The 14,406-nt window shown below is 74.0% G+C and carries 15 protein-coding genes and 2 pseudogenes; 7 read left to right on the top strand and 10 right to left on the bottom strand.

Translation table 11 applies throughout. The annotated features are described in order from the left end of the window. The 3 genes and pseudogenes from CCN44_RS45810 to sigE form a co-directional block, all read right to left on the bottom strand. Nucleotides 1–391 (bottom strand): annotated as a pseudogene (locus tag CCN44_RS45810) (protease); the annotation flags it as partial. A 132-nt stretch (nt 392–523) separates the two neighbouring features. Then, the gene (locus tag CCN44_RS01440; protein WP_167403927.1) at nt 524–1,579 is read right to left on the bottom strand and encodes a zf-HC2 domain-containing protein; all 1,056 of its coding nucleotides are present in this window, start codon (nt 1,577–1,579) and stop codon (nt 524–526) included. Continuing rightward, nucleotides 1,576–2,289 (bottom strand): RNA polymerase sigma factor SigE, encoded by a 714-nt coding sequence (gene sigE, locus CCN44_RS01445; protein WP_079081133.1) that lies wholly within the window; start codon nt 2,287–2,289, stop codon nt 1,576–1,578. The genes CCN44_RS01440 and sigE overlap by 4 nt, the downstream gene beginning before the upstream one ends. A 234-nt stretch (nt 2,290–2,523) precedes the next feature. Here sigE and CCN44_RS01450 point away from each other — a divergent pair, with 234 nt between their 5' ends. Beyond that, complete coding sequence (locus tag CCN44_RS01450) at nt 2,524–3,222, top strand: O-methyltransferase (RefSeq protein ID WP_079081132.1); 699 nt, start codon at nt 2,524–2,526, stop codon at nt 3,220–3,222. A gap of 108 nt (nt 3,223–3,330) precedes the next feature. On the opposite strand, the gene CCN44_RS01455 is transcribed toward CCN44_RS01450, so the two are convergent. Continuing rightward, nucleotides 3,331–3,498, bottom strand: coding sequence for a DUF3117 domain-containing protein (locus CCN44_RS01455; RefSeq protein ID WP_018544333.1), 168 nt, complete (start codon nt 3,496–3,498; stop codon nt 3,331–3,333). A 372-nt stretch (nt 3,499–3,870) separates the two neighbouring features. Here CCN44_RS01455 and chcB point away from each other — a divergent pair, with 372 nt between their 5' ends. Then, complete coding sequence (gene chcB / locus CCN44_RS01460; protein WP_059252443.1) at nt 3,871–4,674, top strand: 2-cyclohexenylcarbonyl CoA isomerase; 804 nt, start codon at nt 3,871–3,873, stop codon at nt 4,672–4,674. Nucleotides 4,675–4,768: 94 nt separating this feature from the next. On the opposite strand, the gene CCN44_RS01465 is transcribed toward chcB, so the two are convergent. After that, nucleotides 4,769–5,356, bottom strand: a complete 588-nt coding sequence (locus CCN44_RS01465; protein ID WP_059252442.1) for a DNA-3-methyladenine glycosylase I — start codon at nt 5,354–5,356, stop codon at nt 4,769–4,771. After that, on the bottom strand, nt 5,353–5,718 hold the full coding sequence (locus CCN44_RS01470; RefSeq protein WP_059252441.1) for a DivIVA domain-containing protein: 366 nt from the start codon (nt 5,716–5,718) through the stop codon (nt 5,353–5,355). The genes CCN44_RS01465 and CCN44_RS01470 overlap by 4 nt, the downstream gene beginning before the upstream one ends. A 138-nt stretch (nt 5,719–5,856) precedes the next feature. Here CCN44_RS01470 and folP point away from each other — a divergent pair, with 138 nt between their 5' ends. Then, complete coding sequence (gene folP / locus CCN44_RS01475) at nt 5,857–6,717, top strand: dihydropteroate synthase (protein WP_059252440.1); 861 nt, start codon at nt 5,857–5,859, stop codon at nt 6,715–6,717. A gap of 58 nt (nt 6,718–6,775) precedes the next feature. Here folP and CCN44_RS01480 read toward each other — a convergent pair whose 3' ends face one another. Continuing rightward, on the bottom strand, nt 6,776–7,534 hold the full coding sequence (locus CCN44_RS01480; protein WP_059252439.1) for an LOG family protein: 759 nt from the start codon (nt 7,532–7,534) through the stop codon (nt 6,776–6,778). A 108-nt stretch (nt 7,535–7,642) separates the two neighbouring features. Beyond that, nucleotides 7,643–8,722 (bottom strand): succinyl-diaminopimelate desuccinylase, encoded by a 1,080-nt coding sequence (gene dapE, locus CCN44_RS01485; protein WP_059252438.1) that lies wholly within the window; start codon nt 8,720–8,722, stop codon nt 7,643–7,645. Nucleotides 8,723–8,819: 97 nt separating this feature from the next. Here dapE and CCN44_RS01490 point away from each other — a divergent pair, with 97 nt between their 5' ends. After that, nucleotides 8,820–9,812: a heavy metal transporter gene (locus CCN44_RS01490; protein ID WP_189397069.1), complete on the top strand. Its 993-nt coding sequence runs from the start codon at nt 8,820–8,822 to the stop codon at nt 9,810–9,812. Between the two features lie 288 nt (nt 9,813–10,100). Next, nucleotides 10,101–10,553, top strand: a complete 453-nt coding sequence (locus CCN44_RS01495; RefSeq protein ID WP_086696651.1) for an ATP-binding protein — start codon at nt 10,101–10,103, stop codon at nt 10,551–10,553. A gap of 82 nt (nt 10,554–10,635) precedes the next feature. On the opposite strand, the gene CCN44_RS01500 is transcribed toward CCN44_RS01495, so the two are convergent. Further along, a complete protein-coding gene (locus CCN44_RS01500) occupies nt 10,636–11,733 on the bottom strand; it encodes a bifunctional succinyldiaminopimelate transaminase/glutamate-prephenate aminotransferase (RefSeq protein ID WP_059252436.1) in 1,098 nt (365 codons plus the stop codon). Nucleotides 11,734–11,857: 124 nt separating this feature from the next. Further along, entirely contained in the window at nt 11,858–12,178 is a 321-nt protein-coding gene (gene fdxA / locus CCN44_RS01505; protein ID WP_023546973.1) for a ferredoxin, read from the bottom strand. Nucleotides 12,179–12,318: 140 nt separating this feature from the next. Between fdxA and CCN44_RS01510 the strand changes: the two are divergent. Both CCN44_RS01510 and CCN44_RS01515 read left to right on the top strand, forming a co-directional pair. Continuing rightward, nucleotides 12,319–13,378, top strand: a pseudogene (locus CCN44_RS01510) (GNAT family N-acetyltransferase); the annotation flags it as partial. 649 nt (nt 13,379–14,027) lie between these two features. Continuing rightward, nucleotides 14,028–14,406, top strand: a 379-nt coding sequence (locus CCN44_RS01515; protein WP_244203878.1) for a transglutaminase-like domain-containing protein, incomplete at its 3' end; no start/stop codon positions are given.

Below are 14,406 nucleotides of genomic sequence, written 5' to 3' on the forward strand. Positions count from 1 at the left end.
GCAGGGGTGCCGTGGGCGCGGCGGCCGACGCGCCCACGGGCGCGGGTACGGCCGTTCCGTGGGCCGGGGTGGCCGCCGGGTGCTGCACGGGCGGCGCGGGTGCCCAGGGGCCGGGTTCGCCGTACGGCGGGGTGCCGTACGGGTCGGGGTCGTGCAACGGCTTGGGCCGCTCGGCGGGGGCCGCCCAGGCGGGCTCCCCGGCCGCCACGGCCTCTTCCCCCTCGGCGCCGGCCGGCGGCACCGCCGCCGGCTTGGCCAGCTCGAAGTCGCCGCCGGCCGCCCCGGTGGCCTCCGGTACGGCACCCTCGGCGTCCGCGGTCCGGTCGGCCGGTGTCTCCCCCGCCGCTCCCTCCGGTCCGTCCACCGGCGGGACACGGTTCCCCTCGTTCATGCTCTCCCCACGGCTGGGCCGCGACCGCGCGCTGCCGCGGCCATGGAACATCGACTGCCGGTCCCGGGTCCTCGCCGCGGGCACGGCCTCACAGGATTCAACCAGGTTCGCGGGCCGTGGCGCAGCGGCCGGTCAGGGCGACGGGTGGGGCACGACGGGAGCGGCCGGCGAGACGGAGGGAGCGGGGGTGGTGTCGGGGACGGGGGCGGACAGCAGACCGGAGCCGGTGACTCCGGGAACTCCGGGGGTCGTGGGCCAGTCGGCGAGCGGGAGGGCCACGGTCTCGTCGAGCGGGCGTATCAGCGGGGAGACGGCGGCGGTGCCGGCCAGCACCGGCGCGGTCAGGTCGTGCACCGCCCCGGTGCGCTGCTGGCCGGCGGCCGGGGTCGGCAGCCCGGGCAGCAGCGGCGCGGACAAGGTGGTCGGCGCCACCGGGGCCGGGCCGGCCTGCGGGCCGCCCTGCGCCAGCAGCGGTCCCACCGGGCGGCGGCGCTGGCTGTCCGGGGTGGCCGCGCCCCCGCCCGCGCCGGTGCCCGCCGAACGGGCCGGGGTCACATTGCTGCCGGTGCCGGAGCCGCCACGGGCCTCCGAGGTCAGGTCGCCGGGGAGGACGGTGGTCACGCCGCCGAGGGCGACCGCGGCCAGCGACACCGCGCCGGCGGCGGCGAACGCGAACCGCAGTCCGCGCGAGGCGGAGCGGCCGTCGTCCGGGCGGCCGACGGGATGGATGCGGAAGCCGCGGTCCGCGGAGGCCGCCGGGCGGTCCGGGGCGATGCCGTGCGCACGGGCGGGGGCATACCCGAACGGGAGGCGCTCGCCACGTCTCACGCCGAAGGTCCCGAAGGATCCGGAGGACCCGGAAGGCCCGCTGGCGGGGCCGTCGCCGAGGAGTCCGCCCCCGGGTGACGGCGTGCCGCCGCCGTCCAGGTCACCTCCCCCGGGCAGGCCCTGGAGGCGGGCCAGGAAGCTCGCCGAGGGTGGCGGAGGGGCCGCCTCCGCGAACACGTTCTTCAGCGCGCGCTGGGCGTCCGCCTCCGCCTTGCACCGGGCGCAGGTGGCCAGGTGCGCGAGGACGCGCTCACGCGTCTCATGACCCAGCTCTCCGTCCACCAGGGCGGAGAGCCGGTCTCCCAGGTGCTGCTCTGCGAGGTGTGCCTCCTCGACAGGTTTCGGTCGAGATCCACTCACGCGGTCGCGCCCCCTCCTCCCAGAGCGGGGACCCGGGCCAGGAAGGAGCGCCGCTCGGCCGCGCGGGCCTCGGGGGAGCGGTGCGCGAGGGCCTTGCGGAGCTGGGACCGGCCGCGGTGGATGCGGGAGCGGACGGTGCCGAGCTTCACGCCGAGGGTCGCGGCGATCTCCTCGTACGACAGTCCTTCGATGTCGCACAGGACGACGGCGGCGCGGAACTCGGGGGCGAGGGTGTCGAGGGCCTGCTGGACGTCGGCGTCGAAGTGGGCGTCGTTGAACAGCTGCTGCGGGGTGGGCTCGCGGCTGGGCAGGCGCTCGGCCGCGTCCTCGCCGAGGGCGTCGAAGCGGATGCGCTGCTTGCGCCGGACCATGTCCAGGAAGAGGTTGGTGGTGATGCGGTGCAGCCAGCCCTCGAAGGTGCCCGGCGAGTACGTCGACAGGGAGCGGAAGACGCGGACGAAGACCTCCTGGGTGAGGTCCTCGGCGTCGTGCTGGTTTCCCGTCAGGCGGTAGGCGAGTCGGTAGACCCGGCCGCTGTGCGTACTGACGATCTCCTCCCACGTGGGCGGAGTCCACGCCTGCCCGTCCGCGTCGGTGGCGAAGGTCGCGGTCTGGGTCTCGCCTGCGGCGAAACCGGCGGCGTGGCTGTCAGCAGCGGTGTCGGTCACGGATTTCGGCCTGCCCGCCGACCCGAGGAAGCGCCGCAGCACTCCACCCCGATCCCCGGGCGCAGCCGCACCTCCCCTGTCGGCTCTGGTGGTGTCCAGTGGAGCCCCTACCATAGCCACCTCGCCCGTTAGCTCCGGATAAGCGGTTTTACGAGAATTTGATACACGCTGATACGGCTCATGCCGCTGCGTCAGCAGTTGCTCGGCGCCCCGATCCACCTCTCGCCCCCCGTCGTGTCCCCGACCACCGGCTCATCCCTATAAACGCCCGGTCCCATCTGCGGGTTCCCGCCGCCAACGGATACAGTCACGCCCAGGCAACCACGGGGACAGGAGAGGGTCATTACCGGCAACCGGCAGACGAGCTGGGCGTTCGCCGACGCCTTTGTCGCCGAGGACGAAGCGCTGCGCTGGGCCCGCGACCGCGCCCGCGAGGCAGGGCTGCGCTCGGTGTCGCCCAGCACGGGCGCCGCGCTGCGTCTGCTCGCCGCCTCCGTGGACGCGAAGGCGGTCGCGGAGATCGGCACGGGCTGCGGGGTGTCCGGAATCCATCTGCTGCACGGAATGCGGCCGGACGGGGTGCTCACCACGGTGGACACGGAGCCGGAGCACCAGCAGTCCGCCCGGCAGGCGTTCCGCGTCTGCGGCTTCGCCAGCAACCGGGCCCGCTTCATCCCCGGCCAGGCGCTGGACGTCCTGCCGCGACTGGCCGACGCCGGCTACGACCTCGTCTTCTGCGACGGGGACCGGCTGGAGTACCCGGACTACCTCGCTGAATCGTTGCGTCTGCTGCGGCCGGGCGGCCTGGTGGTCTTCGAGGGTGTGTTCGCGGGCGGCCGTACGGTCGACTCGGGGCCGCAGCCGACGGAGGTGCTGCGGCTGCGCGAACTGCTGCGCACGGTCCGCGAGAGCCAGGAGCTGGTGCCTTCGCTGCTGCCGGTGGGCGACGGCCTGCTGTGCGCCGTCAAGCGGTGAACCCGCGGTCTGTCGGGCGGTGAACGTGCAGGTGAGGGGTGGTGGAACGCGGCTGCCCCGGCACCGCGTACGATGCCGGGGCAGCCGGAAGGACTGATCGCTGGGACGTCAGACGACGACCTTCTTGAGGGCGTCGCCAAGCGCCTCGGCCTCGTCAGGGGTCAGCTCGACGACGAGTCGACCGCCGCCTTCGAGCGGAACGCGCATGACGATGCCCCGCCCCTCCTTGGTCACCTCGAGCGGGCCATCACCCGTCCGCGGCTTCATGGCCGCCATGCTCGTTCCCCTTCCTGAAACCAGCTCATCGTCTGCCGACGGCCCCGCAAGGGCACCCGCCATCCGAAACGGACACGCGACACCGGCATCGAACACATTGCTTCCCGGCCATTATCCCGCATCGCAGGACCCGATGACCAACATGAGTCGGCATCGCTTGGGCAACGCGCGCGAGCAAAACCACCCAATTCGGCGATGTGGCTGCGATACTGCGCCACCGCACGAAGATCCGCCGGCCGGCTCGGCTCCGGATTTCTTTGACGCAGGTCACACGCCCGGTCCGGCCCATGGACAGCGATCTCCGCCATGCTGTCCTCAGACACGGACGTACTGAACGGTACGTCACCAGCCGCGAACCGGAGGGGATGCGCCATGGCCGACACCGTGCTCTACGAGGTGAGCGACGGGCTCGCGACGATCACGCTGAACCGCCCCGAGGCGATGAACGCGCTGAACATCGCGACCAAGGTCGCCCTCCGCGAGGCGGCGGAATCGGCGGCCGGTGACACGGCCGTACGGGCGATTCTGCTGACCGCGGCCGGGGACCGGGCGTTCTGCGTGGGCCAGGACCTCAAGGAGCACATCGGGCTGCTGGCCAGTGACCGGGAGACCGGGTCCGGGCAGACGATGAGCACGGTCAAGGAGCACTACAACCCGATCGTGCGGGCGCTCGCCGGGGCGGCGAAGCCGGTGGTCGCGGCGGTCAACGGCGTCGCGGCCGGGGCCGGCTTCGGCTTCGCCCTCACCGCGGACTACCGCGTCGTCGCCGACACCGCCTCCTTCAACACGTCGTTCGCGGGCGTGGCCCTCACCGCCGACTCCGGCATCTCCTGGACGCTGCCCCGGGTGATCGGCCCGAGCCGCGCCGCGGACCTGCTGCTCTTCCCGCGCAGCATCAGCGCCCAGGACGCGCTGGAGCTGGGCATCGCCAACCGGGTCGTCCCCGCCGCCGAGCTGCGCGCCGAGGCCGAGAAGGTGGCGCGGACGCTGGCCTCGGGGCCGACGGTGGCGTACGCGGCGATCAAGGAGGCGGTGGCCTACGGTCTGACGCACTCGCTGGAGGAGACGCTGGAGAAGGAGGACGAGCTGCAGACGCGGGCGGGGCAGTCCGAGGACCACGCCATCGCCGTGCAGGCGTTCGTGAACAAGGAGAAGCCGAAGTACGTGGGGCGGTGAGTCCGGGGCGGCCGCGCGCCGTGGGGAGCCGCGGGCCGTGGCGGGCCCCCGCGCCCACGCGGCCGGGCCGCACCTCGGCACGGCCCGGCGCCCCTCACGGGGCGCTGCGGGCCACGCAGGCTTCCAGGTGGTCGTCGACCAGGCCGCACGCCTGCATCAGGGCATAGGCCGTCGTGGGCCCGACGAACCTCAGTCCCCGCTTCTTCAGAGCCTTGGACAGGGCTGTCGACTCCGGGGTCACGGCCGGGACGTCCGCCAGGGTCTTCGGGGCCGGGCGGCTCGCCGGGTCCGGGGCGTGGGACCAGATCAGGGCGTCCAGGTCACCCTCGGCCCAGTCGGCGAGGACGCGCGCGTTGGCGAGAGTGGCGTCGATCTTGGCCCGGTTGCGGATGATGCCGGGGTCGGCCAGCAGCCGCTCGCGGTCGGTGTCGGTGAAGGCGGCGACCTTCTCGATGCGGAAGCCGGCGAAGGCCGCGCGGAAGCCCGGGCGGCGGCGCAGGATCGTGATCCAGGACAGGCCGGACTGGAAGGCCTCCAGGCTGAGCCGCTCGAAGAGGGCGTCGTCGCCGTGGACCGGGCGGCCCCACTCCTCGTCGTGGTACGCCACGTAGTCGTCGGTGGACAGGGCCCAGGGGCAGCGCAGGGCGCCGTCCGGTCCCGCGACGGCTGCTCGGGGGGTCATCGCTGGTCCTCCGCGCTCTCGCCGTCGTCCGGCCGCACGTGCCGGGCGTGCGCGGCGGCGGCTCTGGCGCCGGCCAGCGCGGACTCCAGATCGGCGATCCGGGCGTCCCGCTCCGCCAGTTCCGCGCCGAGCCGGCCGAGCGCGTCGTCGACGTCCGCCATGCGGTAGCCGCGCGGGGCGACCGGGAAGCGCAGGCTCTCCACGTCGGCGCGGTCCACCGGGCGGTCGGCGGGCAGCGGGTCGTGGAGCCGCTCCGGCGCCGCCTCGGGGAGCGGGCCGCTCTCGCCGCCGCCCACCACGGCCAGGGTCACCGCGGCGACCACGACGGCCAGCGCGACGACCAGGAACAAGAACATCAACATCGCCTCAGGGTCCCCACGCTCGGTACCGGACGCTGTGCCGGAAGCTGAATCTGTCAGGGTCCGATCGTGCCATGCGAGTCTGACGGTTAGGGTCACAGGCGGCCGTACTGCGGAACGTACTAGGAGAGGTCACAGCGGATGCTCAGGCTGGGCAGGCGGGAATTCGGGCCGCACGAGCCGGTGATCATGGCGATCGTGAACCGGACGCCGGACTCCTTCTACGACCGGGGGGCGACCTTCCGCGACGAGCCGGCCCTCGCCCGGGTGGAGCAGGCGGTGGCCGAGGGCGCCGCGATCATCGACATCGGCGGGGTCAAGGCCGGGCCCGGCGACGAGGTCACGGCCGAGGAGGAGGCCCGCCGGACGGTGGGTTTCGTCGCGGAGGTCCGGCGCCGGTTCCCCGATGTGATCATCAGCGTGGACACCTGGCGGGCCGAGGTCGGCGAGGCCGTGTGCGAGGCGGGCGCGGATCTGCTGAACGACGCGTGGGGCGGGGTCGACCCGGGCCTCGCGGAGGTCGCGGCGCGGTACCGGGTGGGGCTGGTGTGCACGCACGCCGGCGGTGTGCAGCCGCGCACGCGTCCGCACCGGGTGACGTACGACGACGTGATGGCCGACATCCTCGACGTGACCCTGGGGCTGGCCGAGCGGGCGGTGGCGCTCGGGGTGCCGCGGGAGTCCGTGCTGATCGATCCCGGGCACGACTTCGGGAAGAACACCCGGCACAGCCTGGAGGCGACGCGGCGGCTGGACGAGATGGTGGCCACGGGGTGGCCGGTGCTGGTGTCGCTGTCCAACAAGGACTTCGTCGGCGAGACCCTGGACCGGCCGGTGAAGGAACGGCTGATCGGCACGCTGGCGACGACCGCCGTGTCGGCGTGGCTCGGCGCGCAGGTGTACCGGGTGCACGAGGTGGCCGAGACCCGTCAGGTGCTGGAGATGGTGGCGTCCATCGCCGGGCACCGGGTCCCCGCGGTGGCCCGGCGGGGTCTGGCGTAGGTACCAGGGGGACCCGCCCCCTGGCACCCCTGCCGGGGCGAGGGCCCCGGCTCGCCGGCTAGCGGCCCGCCTCCTTGGAGACCAGGGCCACCGCCTCCTCCACCTCGTCCGTCACGTGGAAGAGCAGCAGGTCCTTCTCCGCCGCCTTGCCCTGGGCCACCAGCGTGTTCCGCAGCCAGTCCACCAGACCGCCCCAGTACTCGGTGCCGAACAGGACGATCGGGAAGCGGGTGACCTTCTGGGTCTGGACCAGGGTCAGGGCCTCGAACAGCTCGTCCAGCGTGCCGAGGCCGCCGGGAAGGACCACGAACCCCTGGGCGTACTTCACGAACATCATTTTTCTGACGAAGAAGTACCGGAAGTTCAGCCCGATGTCGACGTAGGGGTTGAGGCCCTGCTCGAAGGGCAGCTCGATGCCGAGGCCGACCGAGATGCCGCCCGCCTCGCACGCCCCCTTGTTGGCCGCCTCCATGGCGCCCGGGCCGCCGCCCGTGATGACCGCCCAGCCCGCTTCCACCAGCCCGCGGCCGAGCCGCACCCCCGCGTCGTACTCCGGTGAGTCCACCGTCGTCCGCGCCGAGCCGAACACGCTGATGGCGGGCGGGAGTTCGGCCAGGGTGCCGAAGCCCTCGATGAACTCCGACTGGATCCTGAGGACCCGCCAGGGGTCGGTGTGCACCCAGTCCGTGGGGGCACGCTCGTCCAGCAGCCGCTGGTCGGTCGTGCTGGCCGTCACCTGGCCCCGCCGTCGGAGGACCGGTCCGAGCCGCTGCTCGTCCGGCGGCTGCTTCTTCCCCTCGGGGTTGCCGGTAGCCATGTGCGCTCCCTCCGCTTGCCGGTAGTTCGATCTCAGCCTAGATCCACCCGGGTTACGGAGGGGGGACGCGCGCATGTCCGGCGTGCAGCGGCGCCGCCCGGCACCGGGTCACGCGGTGAGCCAGCTCCGCAGCCGCTCCTCGCCGGCGAGGATCTTCGCGGTGTCCACGCGCTCGTCGCGCTTGTGGGCCAGGAGCGGGTTGCCGGGGCCGTAGTTGACCGCGGGGACGCCGAGCGCGGAGAACCGGGACACGTCCGTCCAGCCGAACTTGGGCCGCGGGGTGCCGCCGACCGCCTTGATGAAGGCCGCGGCGGCCGGCTGGGAGAGACCGGGCAGCGCGCCGGGGCTGTGGTCGTCGACCACGAACTCCTCGACGCCGCAGTCCGCGAACACCTCGCGGACGTGCGCGACGGCCTCCTCCTCGGTGCGGTCGGGGGCGTAGCGGAAGTTGACCGTCACCACGCACTCGTCCGGGATGACGTTCCCGGCCACTCCCCCGCTGATGCCGACCGCGTTCAGGCCCTCGCGGTACTCCAGGCCGTCGATGACCGGCCGGCGCGGCTCGTAGGAGGCCAGCCGGTCCAGGACGGGGGCCGCCGCGTGGATGGCGTTGGCGCCCATCCAGCCGCGCGCCGAGTGGGCCCGCTCGCCCTTGGTCTTCAGCAGCACCCGCAGCGTGCCCTGGCAGCCGCCCTCCACCTCGCCGTCGGAGGGCTCCAGCAGGACCGCGAAGTCGCCGGCCAGCCACTCCGGGTGGGCCTCGGCCACATGCCCCAGGCCGTTGAGGTGGGCGGCGACCTCCTCGTTGTCGTAGAAGACGAAGGTCAGGTCGCGGTTGGGGGCGGGGACCGTGGCCGCGATGCGCAGCTGCACCGCCACGCCCGACTTCATGTCGCAGGTGCCGCAGCCCCACAGCACGCCGTCCGCGTCGAGCCGGGAGGGCACGTTGTCCGCGATCGGCACGGTGTCGATGTGCCCGGCCAGGATCACGCGCTCGGCGCGGCCCAGGTGCGTGCGGGCGATCACGTTGTTGCCGTAGCGGTCGACCGTCAGGTGCGGCAGGGCGCGCAGGGCGCTCTCGATGGCGTCCGCGAGGGGCTTCTCGGTGCCGCTCTCGGACGGGAAGTCCACGAGCTGCGCGGTGAGCGCGGCGGCGTCCAGCGTGAGATCAAGCGAGGTGTCGGCCATGGCCACGACCCTAGCGCGCCGCTCACCGGGGCCGGGGCCGTACGACGGGGCGCGGACCCGCCGCGAGGGGGCGGTCGGGCTCCAGTACCTTGTACGCGTGTCAGAGCCGTCCCCCACCCGTCCCAAGCGCCGCGGTCGCCTCTTCCGTTACTCCGCGGCCCTGCTGGTCCTGTGCGGCGTCGCCGCGTACCTCGTGGTGCAGTACATCACCGGAGGCGGCGGAGCGCGCGGCTGCAAGGTGGTCTCGGCCTCCGGCGACGGGGCCTCGTACGAGTTCTCGCCCGAGCAGGCGGTGAACGCGGCGACCATCGCCGCCGTCGGCACCGGGCGCGGGATGCCCGAGCGGGCCGTGACGATCGCGCTGGCCACCGCCCTGCAGGAGTCGGGGCTGCGGAACATCGGGCACGGCGACCGGGATTCGCTGGGCCTGTTCCAGCAGCGGCCCTCGCAGGGCTGGGGCACCGAGCGGCAGATCATGGACCCGGCGTACGCGGCGGGCATGTTCTACGCGCATCTGGCCAAGGTGCCGGACTACACCGAGCTGCCGCTGACGGTGGCCGCGCAGCGGGTGCAGCGCAGCGGTTACCCGGAGGCGTACGCCAAGCACGAGCCGGACGCCAGACTGCTCGCCGCGGCCCTGACCGGACAGGCGGCGGCCACCCTGACCTGTGACGGGCGCCCGGCGCGCACGGCTTCGGCGACCGGTCCGGACGCGGTGCGCACCGCGCTGGTACGGGACTTCGGGCGGGACGCGCTGCAGGAGACCGGTGCGGTGGTGGGCGGGACGCCCGTGCCGTCGCCGTCCCCGTCGCCCAGCGTGACCGCGACCGCGCGCGGGCGGACGGTGACGGTTCCGGTGCCGGAGGGCGCGAAGACGGACGCGACCGGGCGCGACGAGCGGGCGCGGGGCTGGCAGCTCGCGCAGTGGGCGGTCGCCAACTCCTCGGCGCTGCACATCCAGCGGGTGTCGTACGCGGGGCGGGTGTGGACCGTGGGGAGCGACAGCGACGAGTGGCGCACGGTCGGTTCGGAGGGGGCCGGCGGGCCGGAGCGGTCCGTGGGCGCGGTCCGGATCGTGACCGGACAGTAGTACGGCCGGTCACTCCCGCGGGTTGCGCGGCGCGGTGCCGCCCGGCGGTCCGGGCGGAGTGCGGGCCGGACGGGGAAACCCTGGGAATTCAAGGGCCGGAAGGATTCTGCACGGTGTCCGGCGGACGCTGTTTGCCCGTTTTTATCCACACCTGATAATGCGATGCGTTATCCATTCTTTACCTGGGGCGTCCGCAACCTTCGCGGGCTTCGAGCGGTAGTCACGGCGTCCGAGCCGGACACCCGGACTCGGACGCACACACCGTTCTCTCCCGTCGAATGGAGCATCATGTCCCTCCCTCTGACCCGCCGGATCGCCCGTGCCGCGCTGCTCGTCGCAGCGGGAGCGGCTGCCGGGGTCGGTGCGGCCGGCTCCGCCGGAGCGGCCACGAATCTGCCGGCGGCCACCCCGAACCTCAGCGGTCTGACCGCGCTGGACGGGGCGCACGTCGGCAACGCCGTCGACGGTGCCGCGCAGAGCGTCACCTCGGTCGCGGGCGACACGGGCAGCAAGGCCGTCAAGCAGGCGGTTCCGGCCGCGGGCAAGACCGGCGGCGGCGCCGTGAAGAAGGCGGCGCCCGCGGCGCAGAAGGCCGCGGGTGACGCGGCCGGCACGGCGGGGGGTGTCCTGGGGGACGCCGCCTCCGGTGCGACCAAGGGCGGGCTGCCGACGGACGCGCTCACCAAGGGCGGGCTGCCGACGTCGTCCCTGCCGACCAACGGGCTGCCGCTGGGCGGCTGATCCCCGCTGCACAGGCCGACGGGGCCCAGGGTCTTCCCCTGGGCCCCGTCGGCCTGTGTGCGTAGGTGGGGCAGGGGCCGGGTCAGGCCGTCAGGCGGGAGACCGCCGCGCGTACCCGCTCGTCCGTCGCCGTGAACGCCACGCGGACGAACCTCTCCCCCGCCTCGCCGTAGAAGTCGCCCGGGGCCACCAGGATGCCGCGCTCGGCCAGGTGGGCGACCGTGGTCCAGCAGGACTCGTCCCGGGTGGCCCACAGGTAGAGGCTGGCCTCGCTGTGCTCGATGCGGAAGCCACTGGCGAGGAGGGCCGAGCGGAGGGCCTCGCGGCGGGCCGCGTAGCGCTCGCGCTGCTCGTGGACGTGGGCGTCGTCGCCGAGCGCGGCCACGACCGCCGCCTGGGTGGGCGCGGAGGTCATCATGCCGCCGTGCTTGCGGATCTCCAGCAGCGGGCCGAGGACGGCCGGGTCGCCGGCGATGAAGGCCGCGCGGTAGCCCGCCAGGTTCGAGCGCTTGGAGAGGGAGTGCACGGCGACGATGCCGTCGTAGGAACCGCCGTTGACGTCCGGGTGCAGGACCGAGACCGGGTCGGCCTCCCAGCCCAGCTCCAGGTAGCACTCGTCGGAGAAGACGAGGACGTCGTGGGCGCGGGCCCAGGCGACGATGTCCGTCAGCTCCTGCCGGGTGAGGACCTTGCCCGTGGGGTTGGACGGGGAGTTCAGCCAGAGCAGCTTCAGGTCCGTCGGGTCCAGCTCGCGCGGGTCGTCGTACACCTCGTACGCGGCGCGGGCGAGGCGGGCGCCGACCTCGTAGGTGGGGTAGGCCAGGCGCGGGTAGGCGACCTTGTCGCCGGGGCCGAGGCCGAGCTGGGTCGGCAGCCAGGCGACCAGCTCCTTGGAGCCGACGACCGGCAGCACATGGCGGTGGGTGACCCCGCGGGCGCCCAGGCGGCGCTCCAGCCAGCCGGTGATCGCGTCGCGCAGGGCGGGGGTGCCCCAGACGGTCGGGTAGCCCGGGGAGTCGGCCGCGGCGATCAGGGCCTTCTGGACCAGCTCGGGCACCGGGTCGACCGGGGTGCCGACGGAGAGGTCGACGATGCCGTCCGGGTGGGCGAGGGCCGTCTTCTTGTACGGCTCCAGCTTGTCCCAGGGGAAGGTGGGGAGCCGTTCGGAGACTGCGGACACGGGGATCAGGCTCACTTTCGTACGGGGGCGGCAAACGCCTCGGTCCCGTGCGGCGCTGATCGGGGTGATCGGGCCGTACGGGACCGAGGCGGCGCTGGTGCGGGCCGCTTGGGGCGCTAGACGGTCACTCGCCCTGCGGCGGCAGCGCGGCGACGAAGGGGTGGTCGCGCTCGATCAGCCCCAGCTTGCTGGCGCCGCCGGGCGAGCCCAGCTCGTCGAAGAACTCGACGTTCGCCTTGTAGTAGTCCTTCCACTCCTCGGGGACGTCGTCCTCGTAGAAGATCGCCTCGACCGGGCAGACCGGCTCACAGGCACCACAGTCGACGCATTCGTCCGGGTGGATGTACAAGGACCGGGAGCCCTCGTAGATGCAGTCGACCGGGCACTCCTCGATGCACGCCTTGTCCTTGACGTCGACACAAGGCTGCGCGATGACGTAGGTCACGCTGTCGTTCCTCCTCGATAGGGCGCTGGCGGGCCTCCTCAGGCTCCGCCGCCTGGCGCGCGGGAGCGCGGCGTCGTCGATGCCCGCCCCTAGTATCTCCGTTCCGGAGCATGATCCGAACAGGAGGGGTGAACTGACCAGTGGAAATCTCCGCTAAAGGACGCCTGGAGGTCCGAATCACCCCTGCTGACGTGGGCAAACGGGTCTCTGTACGGCGCTTGGGCGAACCCGGTGGCGAATCGGAGAAGTTCACTGACACGGTGGGTGTTCTCACATCATGGGACGGTGGCGTGCTCATGATCACACGGCGGGACGGCGAAAGGGTCCGAATCCCGCAATCCGCGCTGGTCGCGGGCAAGGTCGTCCCTGCCGCCCCGGCACGCCGAAGGGGACCCTCCGCTTCCTATCCGGAGCTGGCGCGGATCGCCGCGCGGGCGTGGCGGCCGGTGGAGAGCGAGCGGCTGGGCGAGTGGGAGCTGCGGGCCGCGGTACAGACGGGGCCGCGCCCAGCGCTCCCGGGCGGGGCGACGGTCGGGCTGCGGGCGGGCTTCACCCGGCGGGCCAACAGTGTGCTGCCGCTCGGTGATCCCGGCCTCCCGCTCGACGCGGCCCTGGCCGCCGTACGACGCTGGTACGGCGAGCGCGGCCTGCCCGCCTACGTGCAGACCGCGACCGGCGCCGAGGGCACGCAGGAGCTGCTGTGCGCGGAGCTGGAGCGGCGCGGCTGGGTGCGGGAGGTGACCGCCGAGCTGTGGACCGGGGCGCTGGCGCCGGTCGCGGACCGGGCCGAGGGCGCGGGGGGTGGTCCTGTCCCGGACGGCGGATGAGGCGTGGCTCGCGCGGTACCAGCGCAAGGGGGTGAGCGAGGTGGCCCTGCGGGTGCTCGGGTCGGGGCCGTCGGTGTGGTTCGCCTCCGTGCCCGGCGCCGGGGACGACGAGCCGCCGGCGGCGATCGGCCGGTGTGTCGTGGACGGGCGGTGGGCCGGGTTCGCCGCCGTCGAGGTGGACCCCGCCCGGCGGCGGCAGGGGCTGGCCACCGAGGTGATGGCCGCACTGGCCCGGCGCGCGCTGGAGGAGGGCGCCTCGGCGGCCTGGCTCCAGGTGGAGACGGACAACGAGCCCGGCCGAGCCCTCTACCGCGACCTGGGCTTCGCACCCCACCACGCCTACCACCACTACCGGGCACCGGAGGAGAACGGCGACCGGGGTACGGACACCGAGACCGGGACCGCGGACCGGACCGCGCCGGGGGGCGGTGCGGCTGACGACCGGACCGCGCCGGAGGGCGGCGCCCCCGGAAACCCGACCACGCCGGAGGACGGCGCGACTGACGACCGGACCGCGCCGGAGGGCCACGCGGCAGGAGACGCGTCCACGCCGGGGAGCGGCGCGGCTGACGACCGGACCGCGCCGGAGGGCCACGCGGCAGAAGACGCGTCCACGCCGGAGGACGGCACGACTGACGACCGGACCGCGCCGGAGAGCGGCGCCCCAGGAAACCCGACCACGCCGGAGAGCGATCCCGGCAACCGAACCCCGGCCGGCAACACCCCCCGAGACCCTTCCGCGCCGAACGGCGTGCCCGGCGGTCGGATCTCGGCGGGCAGCGGGCCTGGCGGCCGGTCGGCGCCGGAAGGAGGTCCCGGGGGCCGGGTCCCGGCGGGTTACGCGCCCGGAGACCGGCGCCCGGCCGGCAGCACGCCCGGTGGTCCGCGCCCGGCCGCCGGTCCGGCCGGCAGCCGGCACCCGGCGCCCGACGAGGCCACCGGCCGGGAGACGGACGCCGAGGCCGGTGACCGGTCCGCCCCGCAGGGCGAGACCGGCGACCACGGAAGGGCATGAGCCTGTCATGAGCCACCCCTATCTGCCGCCCCCGTACCCGCCCCCGCCGGAGCGCTCCGCCGAGTTGCGGCAGCGGTTCGCCGAGGAGGCGCGGGCCGAGCGGCCGGACCTGTCGGCGCTGTGCCTGCTGATCGGCGCGGAGGCGGACGGCGCGCTGGACGAGGCCGGCATCGACGCCGCGCAGGCGGAGCTGGACCGGCTGGCGGGCGAGTTGCCGTACCGGCCGGGCGGACCGCGTGCCTGGGCCGAGGCCGTACGACGGCTGCTCGGTACCCGCTACGAGTTCCACGGGACGCCGGGCGACTACCAGCGCCTGGAGTCCTCCCTGCTGCACGAGGTGCTGCGGCGGCGGCGCGGGCTGCCGATCCTGCTGTCGGTGGTGTGGC

The sequence above is a fragment of the Streptomyces tricolor genome (genome assembly GCF_002155905.1).
Lineage (GTDB): Bacteria > Actinomycetota > Actinomycetes > Streptomycetales > Streptomycetaceae > Streptomyces > Streptomyces tricolor.

Excerpts from the sequence above, each read along its gene's own strand:
- CCN44_RS01455 (WP_018544333.1), bottom strand. The coding sequence starts at position 3,498 with ATGGCGGCCATGAAGCCGCGGACGGGTGATGGCCCGCTCGAGGTGACC.
- chcB (WP_059252443.1), top strand. The coding sequence starts at position 3,871 with ATGGCCGACACCGTGCTCTACGAGGTGAGCGACGGGCTCGCGACGATC.
- CCN44_RS01465 (WP_059252442.1), bottom strand. The coding sequence starts at position 5,356 with ATGACCCCCCGAGCAGCCGTCGCGGGACCGGACGGCGCCCTGCGCTGC.
- CCN44_RS01470 (WP_059252441.1), bottom strand. The coding sequence starts at position 5,718 with ATGTTGATGTTCTTGTTCCTGGTCGTCGCGCTGGCCGTCGTGGTCGCC.
- folP (WP_059252440.1), top strand. The coding sequence starts at position 5,857 with ATGCTCAGGCTGGGCAGGCGGGAATTCGGGCCGCACGAGCCGGTGATC.
- CCN44_RS01480 (WP_059252439.1), bottom strand. The coding sequence starts at position 7,534 with ATGGCTACCGGCAACCCCGAGGGGAAGAAGCAGCCGCCGGACGAGCAG.
- dapE (WP_059252438.1), bottom strand. The coding sequence starts at position 8,722 with ATGGCCGACACCTCGCTTGATCTCACGCTGGACGCCGCCGCGCTCACC.
- CCN44_RS01495 (WP_086696651.1), top strand. The coding sequence starts at position 10,101 with ATGTCCCTCCCTCTGACCCGCCGGATCGCCCGTGCCGCGCTGCTCGTC.